The organism is Streptomyces sp. NBC_00820 (genome assembly GCF_036347055.1).
Taxonomy (GTDB): domain Bacteria; phylum Actinomycetota; class Actinomycetes; order Streptomycetales; family Streptomycetaceae; genus Streptomyces.
The window spans coordinates 2056680-2073939 of record NZ_CP108882.1; the positions used below are offsets into that span (position 1 = coordinate 2056680).

Annotated in this window: 16 protein-coding genes; 5 read left to right on the forward strand and 11 right to left on the reverse strand. The window is 70.5% G+C overall.

What is annotated here, in order from left to right:
• The first annotated feature begins 67 nt into the window (after nt 1-67).
• Nucleotides 68-961 (forward strand): 4-hydroxy-tetrahydrodipicolinate synthase, encoded by an 894-nt coding sequence (dapA, locus tag OIB37_RS09430; RefSeq protein ID WP_330457087.1) that lies wholly within the window; start codon nt 68-70, stop codon nt 959-961.
• Here the strand turns inward: dapA and OIB37_RS09435 are convergent, their stop codons facing one another.
• Both OIB37_RS09435 and OIB37_RS09440 read right to left on the reverse strand, forming a co-directional pair.
• On the reverse strand, nt 962-2185 hold the full coding sequence (locus OIB37_RS09435) for a WD40 repeat domain-containing protein (protein WP_330457088.1): 1224 nt from the start codon (nt 2183-2185) through the stop codon (nt 962-964).
• On the reverse strand, nt 2182-2733 hold the full coding sequence (locus OIB37_RS09440; protein WP_330457089.1) for a SigE family RNA polymerase sigma factor: 552 nt from the start codon (nt 2731-2733) through the stop codon (nt 2182-2184). Before OIB37_RS09440 ends, OIB37_RS09435 begins: the two co-directional genes overlap by 4 nt.
• A 318-nt stretch (nt 2734-3051) precedes the next feature.
• Here OIB37_RS09440 and OIB37_RS09445 point away from each other — a divergent pair, with 318 nt between their 5' ends.
• A complete protein-coding gene (locus tag OIB37_RS09445; RefSeq protein ID WP_330457090.1) occupies nt 3052-6525 on the forward strand; it encodes a GH92 family glycosyl hydrolase in 3474 nt (1157 codons plus the stop codon).
• Nucleotides 6526-6626: 101 nt separating this feature from the next.
• Here the strand turns inward: OIB37_RS09445 and dapD are convergent, their stop codons facing one another.
• The 9 genes from dapD to OIB37_RS09490 all read right to left on the reverse strand — a co-directional run bounded on the left by dapD (nt 6627) and on the right by OIB37_RS09490 (nt 14368).
• Entirely contained in the window at nt 6627-7613 is a 987-nt protein-coding gene (dapD, locus tag OIB37_RS09450) for a 2,3,4,5-tetrahydropyridine-2,6-dicarboxylate N-succinyltransferase (protein ID WP_330457091.1), read from the reverse strand.
• A 190-nt stretch (nt 7614-7803) separates the two neighbouring features.
• Nucleotides 7804-8136: a metal-sulfur cluster assembly factor gene (locus OIB37_RS09455; RefSeq protein WP_330457092.1), complete on the reverse strand. Its 333-nt coding sequence runs from the start codon at nt 8134-8136 to the stop codon at nt 7804-7806.
• Complete coding sequence (sufU, locus tag OIB37_RS09460; protein WP_330457093.1) at nt 8133-8600, reverse strand: Fe-S cluster assembly sulfur transfer protein SufU; 468 nt, start codon at nt 8598-8600, stop codon at nt 8133-8135. The genes OIB37_RS09455 and sufU overlap by 4 nt, the downstream gene beginning before the upstream one ends.
• Nucleotides 8601-8616: 16 nt before the next feature.
• Nucleotides 8617-9873: a cysteine desulfurase gene (locus OIB37_RS09465; RefSeq protein WP_330457094.1), complete on the reverse strand. Its 1257-nt coding sequence runs from the start codon at nt 9871-9873 to the stop codon at nt 8617-8619.
• Nucleotides 9870-10634, reverse strand: coding sequence for a Fe-S cluster assembly ATPase SufC (gene sufC, locus OIB37_RS09470; protein ID WP_330457095.1), 765 nt, complete (start codon nt 10632-10634; stop codon nt 9870-9872). The genes OIB37_RS09465 and sufC overlap by 4 nt, the downstream gene beginning before the upstream one ends.
• Before the next feature lie 7 nt (nt 10635-10641).
• Nucleotides 10642-10962 carry a non-heme iron oxygenase ferredoxin subunit gene (locus OIB37_RS09475; RefSeq protein WP_330457096.1) on the reverse strand — a complete coding sequence of 107 codons (321 nt, stop codon included), beginning with the start codon at nt 10960-10962 and terminating at the stop codon, nt 10642-10644.
• Nucleotides 10959-12143 (reverse strand): Fe-S cluster assembly protein SufD, encoded by a 1185-nt coding sequence (sufD, locus tag OIB37_RS09480; RefSeq protein ID WP_330457097.1) that lies wholly within the window; start codon nt 12141-12143, stop codon nt 10959-10961. Before sufD ends, OIB37_RS09475 begins: the two co-directional genes overlap by 4 nt.
• A 60-nt stretch (nt 12144-12203) precedes the next feature.
• On the reverse strand, nt 12204-13625 hold the full coding sequence (gene sufB, locus OIB37_RS09485; protein ID WP_330457098.1) for a Fe-S cluster assembly protein SufB: 1422 nt from the start codon (nt 13623-13625) through the stop codon (nt 12204-12206).
• Complete coding sequence (locus OIB37_RS09490; RefSeq protein ID WP_330457099.1) at nt 13622-14368, reverse strand: helix-turn-helix transcriptional regulator; 747 nt, start codon at nt 14366-14368, stop codon at nt 13622-13624. Before OIB37_RS09490 ends, sufB begins: the two co-directional genes overlap by 4 nt.
• A gap of 183 nt (nt 14369-14551) precedes the next feature.
• Here OIB37_RS09490 and OIB37_RS09495 point away from each other — a divergent pair, with 183 nt between their 5' ends.
• From OIB37_RS09495 to OIB37_RS09505, 3 genes are all read left to right on the forward strand, one after another.
• Nucleotides 14552-15343: an aminoglycoside N(3)-acetyltransferase gene (locus OIB37_RS09495; RefSeq protein ID WP_330457100.1), complete on the forward strand. Its 792-nt coding sequence runs from the start codon at nt 14552-14554 to the stop codon at nt 15341-15343.
• A 77-nt stretch (nt 15344-15420) separates the two neighbouring features.
• Nucleotides 15421-16398, forward strand: a complete 978-nt coding sequence (locus OIB37_RS09500) for an ABC transporter ATP-binding protein (RefSeq protein WP_330457101.1) — start codon at nt 15421-15423, stop codon at nt 16396-16398.
• A complete protein-coding gene (locus OIB37_RS09505; RefSeq protein ID WP_443058132.1) occupies nt 16395-17183 on the forward strand; it encodes an ABC transporter permease in 789 nt (262 codons plus the stop codon). The genes OIB37_RS09500 and OIB37_RS09505 overlap by 4 nt, the downstream gene beginning before the upstream one ends.
• Nucleotides 17184-17260: the final 77 nt, after the last annotated feature.

The following is a 17260-nucleotide window of genomic DNA, read 5'->3' on the forward strand; positions in this document are numbered from 1 at the left end:
GATTCTTAGCAATATTGGGTAGCAGAATTAAGTAGAGCTTCACCTTTGCGGTGTCGAGACTTGTTCCATGACGAACCGACTCCGGCCCTTCGGCCGCACGCTCTGCGCGATGATCACCCCCTTCACCGAGGCGGGCGCGCTCGACCTGGAGGGAGCCCGGCGGCTGGCCGCCCGGCTGGTGGCGGAGGGCTGTGACGGCCTGGTCCTGAACGGCACCACGGGCGAGTCCCCGACCACCACGGACACGGAGAAGGCTGAGCTGATCACGGCCGTCCGGGACGCGGTGGGCGACGGTGTCGCCCTGGTGGCGGGCGTCGGCACCTCCGACACCCGTCACACGGTCGAGCTGGCCCTCGCCGCCGAGAAGGCGGGCGCCGACGGGGCGCTGGTGGTGACGCCGTACTACAGCAGGCCGCCGCAGGAGGCGGTGGAGGCACACTTCCGCCAGGTCGCCGACGCGAGCGGTCTGCCGGTGATGCTCTACGACATCCCCGGCCGCACCGGCACCCGGATCGAACCGGAGACGATGATCCGCCTCGCCGGGCACCCGCGGATCGTGGCGGTCAAGGACTGCTCCTACGACTTCCTCGGCACCCAGAAGGTGCTGGCGCGCACGGACCTGGCCTACTACGCGGGCTGCGACGAGCACGTCCTCGCCCTGTACGCCGTCGGCGCGGCGGGCTGCGTGAGCACGGTGGCCAACGCCGTACCGGGCGCGGTCGCCGCCGTCCTGGACGCCTTCGACGCCGGCGACACGGCCCGGGCGACCGAACTCCAGTTGCGGATCACGCCGTTGATCGAGGCGATGATGGACGCGGGCCTCCCCGGCACGGTCACGGCCAAGGCCCTCCTCGCCGGAATCGGCCTGCCCGCGGGCCCGGTGCGCGCCCCGCTGCTGCCCGCCGGCCGGGAGACGGCCGACGGGCTGCTGGCGTTGCACGGGGAGTTGACGGCCGTCTGATCACCGCTCGGCGAAGACGGGCACCCAGCCTTCCTCACCGGTGAGGGAAAATGGAGCCGGGCCGCTCAGCGGTACGACCTTGCCGCTTCCGATGGTGACCAGCACGAGCCGGGGACGGTACAGCCCCGACCCCGGCATCCGCTCCCAGGCGAGGAGCCGGCGGTCGTCCACCCAGGCGAGCAGTTCCGCGCCGCGCACCCTGGCGGTCTCCTCGCCGGTGAGCGGGTCCACGATCTTGGACCACGACCTGTCCTTGGCCTCGGCCGTCAGACCGAGCGCGGCACGCCGCCCGTCCGGGGAGAGCCGGGCGGGGACGTCCGCCCGCAGGAACCGCTCGTCCGCGGGCGCCGCGACCTCCTTGCCGGCAAGGTCGTAGAACCGCTCGGAACCGTCCCTGCCGCTGACGCTGCGGGCGTACACCAGCTCGCCGTCGCGGGAGAAGGCGAAATCCTCCTGGCCCGCGTCATTGCGCCCGGGCACGACCTCGCTCCAGGTCTCCTTGCCGGTGGCCACGTCGACGACGGAGAAGCCGGTACGGCTCGACGAACCGGGCGGCGCGAACCACGCGTCCGGCGCCGCCGTGTCCCCGTTCGCCGGGGTCGCCTTCTCGCGCAGGCCGGGATCCTCGCTGTACGTCGTCGCGACCAGCTCGCTCCCGTCGCGCGAGTACGCCAGCGCGCCGACCCCGTGGCCGACCGGGATCCACCGTTCGACCCGGCCCGTGGCGAGGTCGAGCAGGCCGATGCGGCGCGCGGGCAGGTTCCGTTCCAGGACGGCGGCGGTCCTCGCCCCGGGGGCGACGGCGACAGACCTCCACCTGGAGTCCTTCTCGTACGTCCCGGTCCGCGGGTCGAGCAGCCAGTAGGTGCTCTCGTAGACGCCCTTGCCGTCCGCCCGCACGCGGATGTGGCCGGTGCGGTACGCGGCCAGCGTCACCTTCCCCGCGGCGATCAGGTCCCGGGGCGGCGACTGGTCCGGGTGCGCCAGGACCCCGGACCCACCGAGCACGCCCGCCGGACGTACGTCGCGCGGGCCCGAGTCCAGCAGCGGCGCCCGCACGCCGACCGCGATCACGGCGACCACCGCGGCGGCCGCGGCCGTGAGCGCGCGGGTACGGCGACGCCGGCACACGCGCAGCACCCGGTCGGCGAACCCCGGCCGTGCCGGGGGCTGTTCGGCGGCCTGCTCGCGCAGTGTCTCGCGCACGATCTCCTCGACGTTCACGGACGCACCTCCACGGGCGAGAAGTCACGGGACGGCTGCCGGCCGGGGCCGTCGAGCGCGGCCAGTTCGGGGGCGAGCGTGCGCAGCCGGGCCAGGGAGCGGTGGGTGGTGGACCGTACGGTGCCGACGGAGCAGCCGAGCAGCCGGGCCACGTCGGCCTCGGGCAGGTCCTCGAAGTAGCGCAGCACCAGCACGGTGCGCTGGCGGGCGGTGAGCCGGGACAGGGCGGAGCGCAGCACGAGCCGCAGTTCGGCGACGCCGGAGGCGTCCGGGGCGGCGGCGGCCTCGGGCGGCTCGGCGACCGTCACCTCGCGCCGCGGCCACTTCAGCCGCCAGCGGCTGACCTGCTGGCGGTACAGGACCTGCCGCACATAGGCCTCCGGCTCGTCGATCCGCTGCCAGCGCCCGGCCGCCTTGACCAGCGCGTTCTGCAGCAGGTCCTCGGCGGCGTGCCGGTCCCCGCCGGTCAGCAGCACGGCGGTCCTCAGCAGCGCGGACGACCTGCCGGCCACGAACTCCCGGAAACTCTCCTGCGCTTCGGCATCCATCGCCACCTTCTCTTCTCCGGCCCCGGCCCGCTGCCGGGCCCCTCCACCCTGTGTGACGCGCGGGACGGCGTACGACTATGCCTGCCGCCACGGGAATATCCACCACGCCGGAATCCGCGCAGTGAACTTCCTTGCCAGAACGTCCTGTTGGCACCGTTGACACATCCTCAGCGCAGGCGTTTCACTCGACACTCGTGCGTGGCAACGTTGTCAGACCGCCCCGGAGCGGCCGGCACCCTGCCCGTCGCCGGCGTCAGCGGTTCCCCGGCGCCGTCGGCACCTCATGTGCGAAGCACGAGCCGCTGTGGAGGCAGCCTGATGGTCCGACCTCGACGTTCTGGTGCACCACTCGCCCCCAAGAGATTCCGCCGACGTCTCGCCCTGGTGTCCGTCCTGGGCCTCGTCGCGCTCCCCGTCCCGGCGATCGGGGGCGCCTACGCCGCGACCGCCGCGACGCCGGCCTTCGTGAAGGATCCCGCGTCCCTCGTCAACCCCCTCATCGGCACCTCCGGTGCGGTGGACACCTTCCCCGGCCCCGACATGCCGGCCGGCATGGTGCAGTGGGGTCCGGACACGACGCCCGACCGCCCCGCGGGCGGCGGCTACGAGTACGACGACAAGAAGATCTCCGGCTACAGCCTCACCCACGTCTCCGGACCCGGCTGCGGCGTCGCGGGCGACCTGCCCGTCCTGCCGGTGACCGGCGCCCTCCCGGGCAACCTCGGCAGCACCTCCGTCGGGTTCGGCCACGGGGACGAGCAGGCGACCGTCGGCTCCTACCGGGTGACCGACGCGAACGGGGTCACGACCCGGCTGACCGACACCACCCGCGCCGGTCTGGGCACCTTCACCTTCCCCGCGGGGCAGCAGGCGAACCTGCTGTTCAAGCTCAGCGGGGGCGCCACACAGGTGGACGGAACGCGCGTCCAGGTGGTGAACAAGAAGGAGATCAGCGGAGCGATCGACAGTGGTCACTTCTGCGGCGCGGGCAACCGGTACACGCTGCACTTCGACATCAAGTTCGACCAGCCGTTCACCGCGAGCGGCACCTGGGTCGGCGGCACCGTCAACCCCGGTGCGACGTCGCTGAAGGCGGGCAGGGCCCGGCAGGACCTTCCGGCGCATCCGTCGGGAGCGCTGAAGGAGAAGCACTTCACCGTCCCCGCGGCACCGTCCCCGACCGTCCACGGCAGCGGCGGCCCCTCCTCCGGTACGCCGTCCCCGGCCCCCGGCGCCGGCGGCACTCCCCGGGCGTCCGCCACCGGCGGGAGCGCTGCGGGCGCGAGCGCGTCGGGCAAGAACGCCTCGGGCAACAGCTCCGCGGGCAAGGCCGTCGAGCCGCCCACGACGGGCGCGAACGGCATGTACCTGACCTTCGACACCTCCTCGGACGCGACGGTGAGCGCGAAGGTCGGCATCTCGTACACGAGTGACGCGAACGCGGCGGACAACCTCTCCACCGAGATCAGGAACTGGAACGCCGACGCCGTGGCGCGGGCGAACCACGACGCCTGGAACGCGGTGCTGGACAAGGTCCGGATCGGCGGCGGCTCCCCTGACCAGCAGACGCAGTTCTACACCGCGCTCTACCACGCGCTGCTGCACCCGAACGTCTTCTCCGACGCCAACGGCCAGTACATGGGCATGGACAACCAGGTCCACAAACTGGCCAAGGGCCAGCAGGCCCAGTACGCCAACTACTCGGGCTGGGACACCTACCGCTCCCAGACCCAGCTGATGGCGATGGCAGAGCCGAAGGTCACCAGTGACGTGGTCACCTCGATGCTCAACGGCTACGACCAGACGGGCCTGCTGCCCAAGTGGGCCTCGAACAACGGCGAGAGCTACGTGATGGTCGGCGATCCGGCCGCCGGCATCATCGCCGGCGCGTACGCGTTCGGCGCCCGGGACTTCGACACGGACAAGGCGCTGGCGGCGCTCCAGCACGAGGCGACCTCCCCGAACAACGACCGCCCCGGCGAGTCGGTGCGGGACGCCAAGGGCTATCTCCCGCTGGACGAGAACGACTACGGCTGCTGCAACTTCTACGGCCCGGTCTCCACGCAACTGGAGTACGACTCCGCCGACTACGCCCTCGCGTCCTTCGCGAAGTCGCTCGGCAGGACGGCCGTGTACAAGCAGTTCGCCACCCGCGCCCAGGACTGGATGAACGTCTTCGACCCGCAGACCGGCTACATGCACGGCAGGAACAAGGACGGCCAGTTCGTGGGCGGGTTCACCGCCGGCACCTCCAACGGCTTCGTGGAGGGCACGTCGGCCCAGTACACGCCGATGGTCCCGTTCAACCTCCAGCAGCTCATCCAGGCACGGGGCGGCGCGAAGGCGTACTCGTCCTACCTGGACAGCCTGCTCGACGACATCGCCCACCCGGGCGGCACCGACGCCGACCTGAGCAACGAGCCCAGTGTGGAGATCCCCTGGGAGTACGACTACACGGGTGAGCCGTGGAAGACCCAGGCAGCGGTCCGGGACGCCCAGCGGAAGCTGTACTTCAACGCCCCGGTCGGCTCCTTCGGCAACGACGACCTCGGCGCGATGAGCTCCTGGTACGTCTGGTCCGAGCTCGGCATGTACCCGCAGACCCCGGGCACCGACACCCTGGCCCTCGGCAGCCCGGTGTTCCCGGTGGCCGAGGTGACCCTCGCGGGCGGCAGGACCGTGCGGATCAACGCGCCCCAGGCCGCGCCCGATGCGCCGTACGTGCAGTCGCTCGACGTCAAGGGCAAGGAGTGGAGGACGTCCTGGCTGACGTACCAGCAGTTCAAGGGCGCGGGCACGGTCGACTTCACGCTCGGCACCACGCCGGACAAGTCCTGGGCGTCAGGCCCATCAGCGGCGCCGCCGTCGGACACCACGGGCGGCGGCCGGGTGCTGGCCGCGACCGGTCCCACGAGCGACGGCCTGGTGCTCCAGCCGGGCGCCTCCGGTGACGGCACGCTGAACCTGACCAACCTCGGCGACACGTCCGTCACGGTCGACTGGAAGGCGACGGCACCCCCGGGCGTCTCGCTGGACTCGGCGTCCGGCTCGGTGACGGTGCCCGCGTCCGGCAGCGCCGAGGCGAAGACCGGTGTGACGGCGGGCACGGACGAGGGCACCTTCCCGGTCACGTTCGCGCTGACCGACCACGACACCGGTGCCGCGCTGACCGGGGCGGCCCTGCGCGTGGCCGTGGCCGAGGCAGGTGAGCTGTGGCCGTACGCCACCAACGAGGGCATCTACCCCGACGGCGCGGCCTTCTCGAGCGGCTTCGACGGCGGCGGCTGGGCGTTCTCGCAGAACGCGCTGTCGGCGGCGGGCGTCCAGAGCGGCGGGACCGTCACGGTCGACGGTGTCTCCTACCTCTGGCCGACGGTGAAGTCCGGTCAGGTGGACAACCTGGAGATGGCCGGCCAGACCATCCCGATGCCCGCCGGCACCTCGGGCGCGTCGCTGGGCCTGCTGGGCACGGCGACCAACGCCCCGACCGACGGCAGCGGGGTCTCCGGCACGGTCACCGTCACCTACACCGACGGCACCACCGCCAGGGCGACCGTCGGCTTCTCCGACTGGACGCTCAACGCCGGTGCGACCAAGCCGGTGCCAGGCGACACGACGGCCGTCACCACGGGCTACCGCAACACCGGCAGCGGCGGCCGTGACAGCGTGAAGACCTACGTCTTCGCCACCAAGGTCCCCCTCGACCCCGCCAAACAGGTCGCTTCGATCACCCTCCCGGTGACGGGCTCGACCGGCACGGACCACCTGTTCGCCTACGGCTTCGGGCAGTAGGCGGCGCCGGTCACGAGAACGGCGGGCCGGCTCCCGGGCGTTGTGCCCCGGAACCGGCCCGCCGACTCGATGCGGCGGGCACAACCACCCGCCGCCACAGATCAGTTGTGGCTGTGCAGGACCTCGTTCAGGCCGCCCCACACCGCGTTGTTCGGGCGGGCCTCGACCGCGCCGGTGACCGAGTTGCGGCGGAAGAGGATGTTGGAGGCGCCGCTCAGTTCGCGGGCCTTGACGATCTGGCCGTCGGGCATGGTGACGCGGGTGCCCGCGGTGACGTAGAGGCCGGCCTCGACCACGCACTCGTCGCCCAGCGCGATGCCGACGCCCGCCTCGGCGCCGATCAGGCAGCGCTCGCCGATGGAGATGATGACGTTGCCGCCGCCGGACAGCGTGCCCATGGTGGAGGCGCCGCCGCCGATGTCCGAGCCGTCGCCGACGATCACGCCCGCGGAGATGCGGCCCTCGACCATCGACGTGCCGAGCGTGCCGGCGTTGAAGTTGACGAAGCCCTCGTGCATGACCGTGGTGCCCTCGGCGAGGTGGGCGCCCAGGCGGACCCGGTCGGCGTCGGCGATGCGGACGCCCTTGGGGGCGACGTAGTCCGTCATGCGCGGGAACTTGTCGATCGAGGTGACCTGGAGGTGCAGGCCCTCGGCGCGGGCGTTCAGGCGCACCTTCTCGACGTCGTCCACGGCGACCGGGCCGAGCGAGGTCCAGGCGACGTTGGCGAGGTGGCCGAAGATGCCGTCCAGGTTCTGGCCGTGCGGCTTGACCAGACGGTGCGAGAGCAGGTGCAGGCGCAGGTAGGCGTCGTGCGCGTCGATCGGCTTGTCGTCGAGCGAGGCGATGACCGTGCGGACCGCAACCACCTCGACGCCACGGCGGGCGTCCGGGCCGATCGCCGCGGTGGCGCCGTCGCCCAGGAGTTCCACGGCCCGCTCGGCGGAGAGCCGCTCGCTGCCGGCGGGGCCCGGCTCGGCGACCAGCTCGGGGGCCGGGAACCAGGTGTCGAGAACGGTGCCGTCGGAGGCGAGGGTGGCGAGACCGGCGGCGACGGCGCCGGTGGTACGGGAAGCAGTGTCGGTCATACGGAAAACCTAACGTGGGGAGGGTCGCCGGGCCTAACCGGTGGCGCGTGCCGGAAACCCGGGGTGGGCAGGGGCGGTCCCCGCGTGTGCGAGGGGCCCGGGCGCACGTGAAGCGGCGGTACCCGTGGGGTACCGCCGCTTCACACGTGTCTCACCCGCACGAGCGGACCCGGCGCGGAGGCAGGGGATCTCAGACGTTGAAGCCGAGGGCCCGCAGCTGCTCCCGGCCGTCCTCGGTGATCTTGTCCGGGCCCCACGGCGGCATCCAGACCCAGTTGATGCGCAGCTCGCTGACCAGGCCGTCGGTGACGGACTTGGCCTGGTCCTCGATGACGTCCGTCAGCGGGCAGGCCGCCGACGTCAGGGTCATGTCGATGGTCGCCACGTTCGAGTCGTCGATGTGGATGCCGTAGATCAGGCCGAGGTTGACGACGTCGATGCCCAGTTCGGGGTCGACGACGTCCATCAGGGCCTCGCGGAGTTCTTCCTCCGAGACCGGCTTCATCTCTGCGGTGTCGGTCATGCCGTCTTCCTTTCGGCGTCGGCTCCGCTCAGTGCCTGAGCCGTCGCGTCCTTCCACGCCATCCAGCTCAGGAGAGCGCACTTGACCCGCGCGGGGTACTTGGAGACACCGGCGAACGCGACCGCGTCCTCCAGCACCTCCTCCATCGCGTCGTCGGGCTCGATCTTGCCCTTGGACTGCATCAGCTCCAGGAAGGTCTCCTGGATCTTCTGCGCCTCGGCCAGCTCCTTGCCGACCAGCAGTTCGTTCAGCACGGAGGCGGAGGCCTGGCTGATGGAGCAGCCCTGGCCCTCGTAACTGACGTCCTCGACCGTCGTGCCGTCGTACTTCACACGAAGGGTGATCTCGTCGCCGCACGTCGGGTTCACATGGTGTACCTCGGCGTCGCCATCCCTCAGACCACGCCCGTGCGGGTGCTTGTAGTGGTCCAGGATGACTTCCTGGTACATCGAGTCCAGCTTCACCTTGTCAGCACGCCCCTCAGCCGAAGAAGTTCCGTACGTGCTCCAGTCCGTCGACCAGAGCGTCGATCTCGGCCGGCGTGGAGTACAGATAGAACGACGCTCGCGTGGTCGCGGGAATTCCGTACCGCAGGCAGACCGGCCGCGCGCAGTGGTGGCCGACGCGCACGGCGATGCCCTGCTCGTCGAGGACCTGGCCCACGTCGTGCGGGTGGATGTCGCCGAGCGTGAAGGAGATCGCCGCGCCGCGGTCCTCGGCCGTGGTGGGGCCGATGATCCTCAGGTCGGGGACCTCCTTGAGCCGCTTCACCGCGTACTCGGTGAGCGCGTGCTCGTGGGCGAGGATCTTGTCCATGCCGATCGAGTTGAGGTAGTCGATCGCCGCGCCGAGGCCGACGGCCTGGGCGATCGGCGGGGTGCCCGCCTCGAACTTGTGCGGCGCCGGGGCGTACGTCGAGGAGTGCATCGAGACCGTCTCGATCATCTCGCCGCCGCCGAGGAACGGAGGCAGGTCCTCCAGCAGCTCCTGGCGGCCCCAGAGCACGCCGATGCCCGTCGGAGCGCACATCTTGTGACCGGTGAAGGCCACGAAGTCGGCGCCGAGGGCCTGGACGTCCAGGGGCATGTGGGGAGCGGCCTGGGAGGCGTCGATGCAGACCAGCGCACCGACCTCCTGGGCGCGGCGCACGATCGCCTCGACCGGGTTGACCGTGCCCAGGATGTTGGAGACCAGCACGAAGGAGACGATCTTCGTCTTCTCGGTGATGATCTCGTCGATGTTGGACAGGTCGAGGCGGCCGTCGTCGGTGAGGCCGAACCACTTCAGCTTCGCGCCCGTGCGCTGCGCGAGCAGCTGCCACGGCACGATGTTGGAGTGGTGCTCCATCTCCGTGATGACGATCTCGGTCTCGTGGTCGACCCGGTAGGGCTCGTCGGCCCAGCCGAGCATGTTGGCCACGAGGTTCAGCGACTCGGAGGCGTTCTTGGTGAAGATCACCTCGTCGCGGCTGGGCGCGTTGATGAACTCGGCGACCTTGTCGCGCGAGCCCTCGTACAGCGCCGTGGCCTCCTCGGCGAGCACATGCACACCGCGGTGGACGTTGGCGTTGTAGCGCTCGTAGTACTCACTGAGTGCGTCCAGCACCTGGCGCGGCTTCTGCGAGGTCGCCGCGTTGTCCAGGTACACGAGCTTCTTACCGTCGTGGACCGTGCGGTCCAGGATGGGGAAGTCCTTGCGGATCGCCTCGGTGTCGAGGAGGCCCGGCAGCTGTGTCACGCGGATGCGCCACCCTTCGTGTACGCCTCGTAGCCCTCGTTCTCCAGCTTGTCGGCGAGCTCGGCGCCGCCGGACTCGACGATGCGGCCGCCGGAGAAGACGTGAACGAAGTCGGGCTTGATGTAGCGCAGGATGCGCGTGTAGTGGGTGATGAGCATGGTGCCCACCTCGCCGGTCTCGCGGACGCGGTTGACGCCCTCGGAGACGATGCGCAGCGCGTCGACGTCAAGGCCGGAGTCGGTCTCGTCGAGGATCGCGATCTGCGGCTTGAGGAGCTCCAGCTGGAGGATCTCGTGGCGCTTCTTCTCACCGCCGGAGAAGCCCTCGTTGACGTTGCGCTCGGCGAAGGACGGGTCCATCTGGAGCTCCGCCATGGTCTCCTTGACCTCCTTCACCCAGGTACGCAGCTTGGGGGCCTCGCCGCGGATGGCGGTGGCGGAGGTGCGCAGGAAGTTGGAGACCGAGACGCCGGGGACCTCGACCGGGTACTGCATCGCGAGGAACAGGCCGGCGCGGGCGCGCTCGTCGACGGACATCGCGAGGACGTCCTCGCCGTCGAGGGTGACGGTGCCCTGGGTGATCGTGTACTTCGGGTGACCCGCGAGCGAGTAGGCGAGGGTCGACTTGCCGGAGCCGTTGGGGCCCATGATGGCGTGCGTCTCGCCCTGCTTCACGGTGAGGTCGACGCCCTTGAGGATCTCCTTCGTGGCGTTGTCGGCCTCGACGGTGACGTGCAGGTCTCGGATTTCAAGCGTTGCCATGGGTGCCTCAGGACTCCTGGGAGAGGGAGACGAGCACGTCGTCCCCTTCGATCTTTACGGGGTATACGGGGACGGGGCGCGTCGCGGGAAGGTTGGCCGGCTTGCCGGTGCGGAGGTCGAAGCAGGAACCGTGCAGCCAGCACTCGATCTGGCCGTCCTCCACCTCGCCCTCGGAGAGGGAGACGTTCGCGTGCGAGCAGATGTCGTAGATCGCGAACACCTCGCCCTCGGTCTTGACCAGCGAGACCGGCGTGCCGTCGAGTTCCACCCGCTTGGGGGTGTCCTCCTCCAGCTCGCTCAGTCCGCAGGCGCGCAGGAAGCTGGTCATGCGACCGACGCCTCCAGCTCCTCCTCGATCTTGGCGAGCAGGCGCTCCTCGATGTCGGCGACACCGATCTGCTGGACCAGCTCGGCGAAGAAGCCGCGGACCACCAGACGGCGGGCCTCGTACTCCGGGATGCCGCGGGCCATCAGGTAGAAGAGCTGCTCGTCGTCGAAGCGGCCGGTGGCGGAGGCGTGGCCGGCGCCGACGATCTCGCCGGTCTCGATCTCCAGGTTCGGCACCGAGTCGACGCGCGCGCCGTCCGTGAGGACGAGGTTGCGGTTCATCTCGTAGGTGTCGGTGCCCTCGGCCGAGGCCTCGATGAGCACGTCGCCGATCCAGACCGCGTGGGCGGCCTCACCCTGGAGCGCGCCCTTGTAGACGACGTTCGACTTGCAGTGCGGGGTGTTGTGGGTGACCAGCAGGCGGTGCTCCTGGTGCTGGCCGGCGTCGGTGAAGTACAGGCCGAACAGCTCGGCCTCGCCGCCGGTGCCGGCGTACTCGACGCGCGGGTGCAGACGGACGACGTCGCCGCCGAAGGTGACGACCACGGACTTGAAGGAGGCGTCCCGGCCGATCAGGGCGTTGTGCTGGGCCACGTGCACGGCCTTGTCGTCCCAGTCCTGGACGGAGACGACGGTCAGCTTGGCGCCGTCGCCCAGGATGTAGTCGACGTTGGCGGCGAGCACGGCGTCGCCGGTGTGGTCGATGACGACCACGGCCTCGGCGAAGGCGCCCAGCTCGATCACCTGGTGGGCGAAGACGGTGCCGCCCTCGCCGTGCACCGCGATGCGGATCGGCTCGGTGAGAACGGTGTCCTTCGGGACGCTCACGACCGAGGCCTGCTCGAAGGCGGAGTACGCCTGGGCGGCGACGCGGTCCACCGGGGTGCCCGCCTTGCCCAGGCGCGCGTCGTCACGGCCGACGGTCTCGACGGTGACGCCCTCGGGGGCCTCCACGGCGACCTTCATGCCGTTGCCGGTGGCGACGGCGGTGCCGTCGTGCAGACCGCGCAGGCGCTCCAGCGGGGTGAACCGCCACTCCTCCTCGCGGCCGTGCGGGACGGGGAAGTCCGCGACGTCGAAGGAGGGGGGCGCGCTCATGCGGGAGACGACGGTCGACTCCGCGGCGACCGCGATCGAGCCCGCGGTGGTAGAGCCCACAGGGATGTTCTGAGCCTCAGCCATGGCTGTCGTAATGCTCGCTTTCTTGCGTAAAGGGCCTGGACGGGGAGTACGGTGCGGCGATCAGCCGACCGAGCCCTCCATCTGCAGCTCGATCAGCCGGTTCAGCTCCAGCGCGTACTCCATCGGCAGTTCCTTGGCGATCGGCTCGACGAAGCCGCGCACGATCATCGCCATGGCCTCGAACTCGGACAGACCGCGGCTCATCAGGTAGAAGAGCTGGTCCTCGGAGACCTTGGAGACGGTCGCCTCGTGGCCCATGGAGACGTCGTCCTCGCGGACGTCGACGTACGGGTACGTGTCCGAGCGGGAGATCGTGTCGACGAGCAGCGCGTCGCACAGCACGTTCGACTTCGATCCGGCGGCGCCCTCGCCGATCTCGATCAGACCGCGGTAGGAGGTGCGGCCACCGCCGCGCGCGACCGACTTGGAGACGATGTTGGACGACGTGTTCGGTGCCATGTGGACCATCTTGGCGCCGGCGTCCTGGTGCTGCCCCTCGCCCGCGAAGGCGATGGAGAGGGTCTCGCCCTTGGCGTGCTCGCCCATCAGGTAGACGGCCGGGTACTTCATCGTCACCTTGGAGCCGATGTTGCCGTCGATCCACTCCATGGTCGCGCCCTCGTACGCCACGGCGCGCTTGGTGACCAGGTTGTAGACGTTGTTCGACCAGTTCTGGATGGTCGTGTAGCGGCAGCGGCCGCCCTTCTTCACGATGATCTCGACCACCGCGGAGTGCAGCGAGTCCGAGGAGTAGATCGGCGCCGTGCAACCCTCGACGTAGTGCACATAGGCGCCCTCGTCGACGATGATCAGGGTCCGCTCGAACTGGCCCATGTTCTCCGTGTTGATACGGAAGTAGGCCTGGAGCGGGATCTCGACGTGCACACCCTTCGGCACGTAGATGAAGGAGCCGCCGGACCACACCGCGGAGTTCAGCGACGCGAACTTGTTGTCGCCCACCGGGATGACGGTGCCGAAGTACTCCTTGAAGAGCTCCGGGTGCTCCTTGAGCGCCGTGTCGGTGTCCATGAAGATGACACCCTGCGCCTCGAGCTCTTCGTTGATCTGGTGGTAGACGACCTCCGACTCGTACTGGGCGGCGACACCGGCGACGAGGCGCTGCTTCTCGGCCTCCGGGATGCCCAGCTTGTCGTAGGTGTTCTTGATGTCCTCGGGCAGGTCCTCCCAGGACTCAGCCTGCTTCTCGGTGGAGCGCACGAAGTACTTGATGTTGTCGAAGTCGATGCCCGAGAGGTCCGAGCCCCAGTTCGGCATGGGCTTCTTCGCGAAGAGCTTCAGGCCCTTGAGGCGCAGCTTCGTCATCCACTCCGGCTCGGACTTCTTCGCCGAGATGTCAAGGACGACGTCCTCGTTCAGGCCGCGCTTCGCTGCGGCACCGGCTACGTCGGAGTCGGCCCAGCCGTATTCGTACTTGCCCAGGCCCTCGAGTTCGGGGTGAGCAGTCTCCGTGGGGAGAGTCATGCGGGGTTCCTCCCGGCCGTGCTTGCAGATGCGTGGCTCTGATCGGTCTTCGAATTCTTGGGGATGAACGTCGTGCAGACGCCGTCGCCGTGCGCGATGGTCGCCAGTCGCTGAACGTGAGTCCCCAGCAGTTCGGCGAAGATCTCCGTCTCCGCCTCGCACAATTGCGGGAACTGTTCCGCCACGTGGGCGACCGGACAGTGGTGCTGGCACAGCTGTTCGCCGACCGGTGCGCTGCGCGCCGTAGCAGCGTACCCGTCCGCGCTCAAGGCCTTGGCCAGCGCTTCGGTGCGCTGTGCGGGGGCGACACCCTCGACGGCCTTGCGGTACTCACCCGCCTGGGCGCTGATCCGGGCGCGGGCGAAGGCGGCGACCGCCTCGGCCCCGCCCTCCCGCTCGGCGATCCAGCGCAGGGCGTCCACGGCGAGCTTGTCGTAGGACTGGTCGAAGGCGTCGCGGCCGCAGTCGGTCAGTACGAACACCTTGGCAGGACGGCCTCGTGTGCGCGCGCCGTAGACACGCTGCTCGCGGGGCTCGACGACACCGTCGGCCACAAGGGCGTCCAGGTGCCGGCGTACGGCGGCCTGGGTGAGTCCCAGCCGGCCGGCCAGTTCGGCGACGGTCGACGGGCCGTGGTCCAGGATGGACCGCGCGACCCGGTTGCGCGTCGAGCGCTCTCCGGTCGCGAGCTCCTCCTGGGGAGTCCCCATCGGGGCTTCCCGAGCCTCACCGACGTTTTTCACAACGCCATTGTTGCGTAATTCCTCAGGGCCTGACAAGCCGCACATGGATCATCGAGTGGTGCATTACATCACTTAGGTACACCTAACCTGACCTGCGGAAACGATCTTCCGACCGGTCGCTCCGGCACCGCTCACCAGGTAATTCGATGGCGTTCGGGGCCCTGGCGGGGAAGACTCCGGACCATGCCGACACCCCTGCGGACCGGACCTCTCGTCACCCGCGGCTCGATCGCCGCGCAGCTGCTCACCCTGGGTGTCGAGCCCGGCGAGACCCTGCTCGCACATTCCTCCCTGAGTTCCCTCGGCTGGGTCAACGGAGGAGCCGTCGCCGCCGTCCAGGGACTGCTCGACGCCCTCGGCCCGGACGGCACCCTCGTCGTCCCCTCCCAGAGCGCCGACCTGTCCGACCCGGCGGCCTGGAGCAGGCCTCCGGTGCCCGAGGACTGGTGGGAGGAGATCCGGGCCACGATGCCCGCCTACGACCACCGGATCACCCCCACCCGCGGGGTCGGCGTGATCCCGGAGACCGTACGGACCTGGCCGGGCGCCCTGCGCAGCGCGCACCCCCAGACCTCCTTCGCCGCCGTCGGACCGCGCGCCGCCGAGATCACCGGGGACCACGCCCCCGACTGCCGGCTGGGCGAGCGGAGCCCGCTGGCCCGGCTGGAGAAGCTCGGCGCCCGGGTCCTGCTGCTCGGCGCGGGCTACGACGCCTGCACCAGCTTCCACCTGGCCGAGTACCGCATCCCGTCCCCGACGGAGCGGGTCGGCCGGCCGGCTCCGGGCGGCGGCTGGGAGACGGTCGCCGAGGTGTCGATCACCTCCGACCGCTTCGACGAACTGGGCCACGACTTCGAACGCGACCGGCCCGTCGTGCGCGGGACGGTCGGCGCGGCCGCCGTACGGCTGTTCCCGGTGGCCGACGCCGTGGCCTACGCGGAGCGGTGGCTGAGCGTGCACCGCCCCCGCGAATGACCGTGCGCCTCCCCATGAGGAGGACTTCCCGCACCCCCGCGCCCGAGCGCCGCGGCGCCTCCCTAGACTCTTGAGCCATGCGAAGTGAGCCCGCCCGCCCGTCTCCCGACCACCACCCCTCAAGGAGACGCTTCGCGTCGCACCCGCTCATCGAGGTCCAGGCCCTGGTGAAGCGGTACGGCACGAAGACCGCGGTGAACGGCCTCGACCTGGCGGCCCGGGCGGGCGTGACCGCCGTACTCGGCCCCAACGGGGCGGGGAAGACGACCACGGTCGAGACCTGCGAGGGGTACCGGAAGCCGGATTCCGGCACGGTGCGCGTCCTGGGCCTCGACCCGGTACGGCAGTCCGCCGAGCTGCGCCCGCGCATCGGCGTGATGCTCCAGTCCGGCGGCGTCTACTCCGGCGCCCGCGCGGACGAGATGCTGCGCCATGTCGCCAGACTGCACGCGCACCCGCTGGACGTGGACGCGCTCGTCGAACGCCTCGGGCTCGGCTCCTGCGGCCGGACCGGCTACCGGCGGCTGTCCGGCGGCCAGCAGCAGCGCCTCGCGCTCGCCATGGCCGTGGTCGGACGCCCGGAACTGGTGTTCCTGGACGAGCCCACCGCGGGCCTCGACCCGCAGGCCCGCCGGGCCACCTGGGACCTGGTCCGGGACCTGCGCGCCGACGGCGTCTCGGTGATCCTCACCACCCACCACATGGACGAGGCCGAACAGCTCGCCGACGACGTCGCGATCATCGACGGCGGCCGGGTCATCGCCCAGGGCTCCCCCGAGGAGCTGTGCAAGGGCGGCGCCGAGAACACCCTGCGCTTCACCGGCCGCCCCGGCCTCGACGTCGCCTCGCTGCTCAAGGCGCTCCCCGCCGACAGCGCGGCCGCCGAGCTGACCCCCGGGTCCTACCGGGTCATCGGCGAGATCGACCCGCAACTGCTGGCCACCGTGACCTCCTGGTGCGCCCAGCACGGAGTGATGCCCGACCGGATCTCGGTGGAGCGGCACACTCTGGAGGACGTCTTTTTGGAGCTGACCGGCAAGGAGCTGCGCTCGTGACCACCACGACAGGTACCACCGCGACGGGTACCTACGCCCCCAAGCCGGGCGCCGCCCCGCTCCCCCGCATGATCGCGGCCCAGGCGGCGCTGGAGACGAGGATGCTGCTGCGCAACGGCGAGCAGCTGCTGCTGACCGTCGTGATCCCGACGCTGCTGCTCGCCCTGTTCAGCTCGGTCGACATCGTCGACACCGGCGCCGGCAAGGCCGTCGACTTCCTCGCCCCCGGCATCCTGGCCCTCGCCGTGATGTCCACGGCGTTCACCGGGCAGGCCATCGCGACCGGCTTCGAGCGCCGCTACGGCGTGCTGAAGCGGCTCGCGTCCTCCCCGCTGCCTCGCTGGGGCCTGATGACCGCGAAGACGGCGTCCGTGCTGGTCACGGAGGTGCTCCAGCTGATCCTGCTGACAGCGATCGCCTTCGCGCTGGGCTGGTCCCCGCACGGCAACCCGGCCGCCGTCCTGCTCCTGCTGCTCTTCGGCACGGCCGCCTTCTCCGGGCTCGGCCTGCTGATGGCCGGCACCCTGAAGGCGGAGGCTACCCTGGCCGCCGCCAACCTGGTCTTCCTGCTGCTGCTCGTCGGCGGCGGGGTGATCGTGCCGCTGGAGAAGTTCGGCACGGCCGGGCAGCACGTGCTAGGCCTGCTGCCCATCTCCGCGCTCTCGGACGGCCTGCGGGACGTGCTCCAGCACGGGGCCGCCATGCCGTGGGGCGACCTGGGCATTCTCGCCGTCTGGGCCGTCGTGGGGCTGGCCGCGGCCGGGAAGTTCTTCCGCTGGGAGTGACCCCGCGCGGGTGGCGAGTGCCCCCGCACGGGTGACGGTCCGGACCCCTCGTGAAAGCGTGCACAATCCTCCGCCTA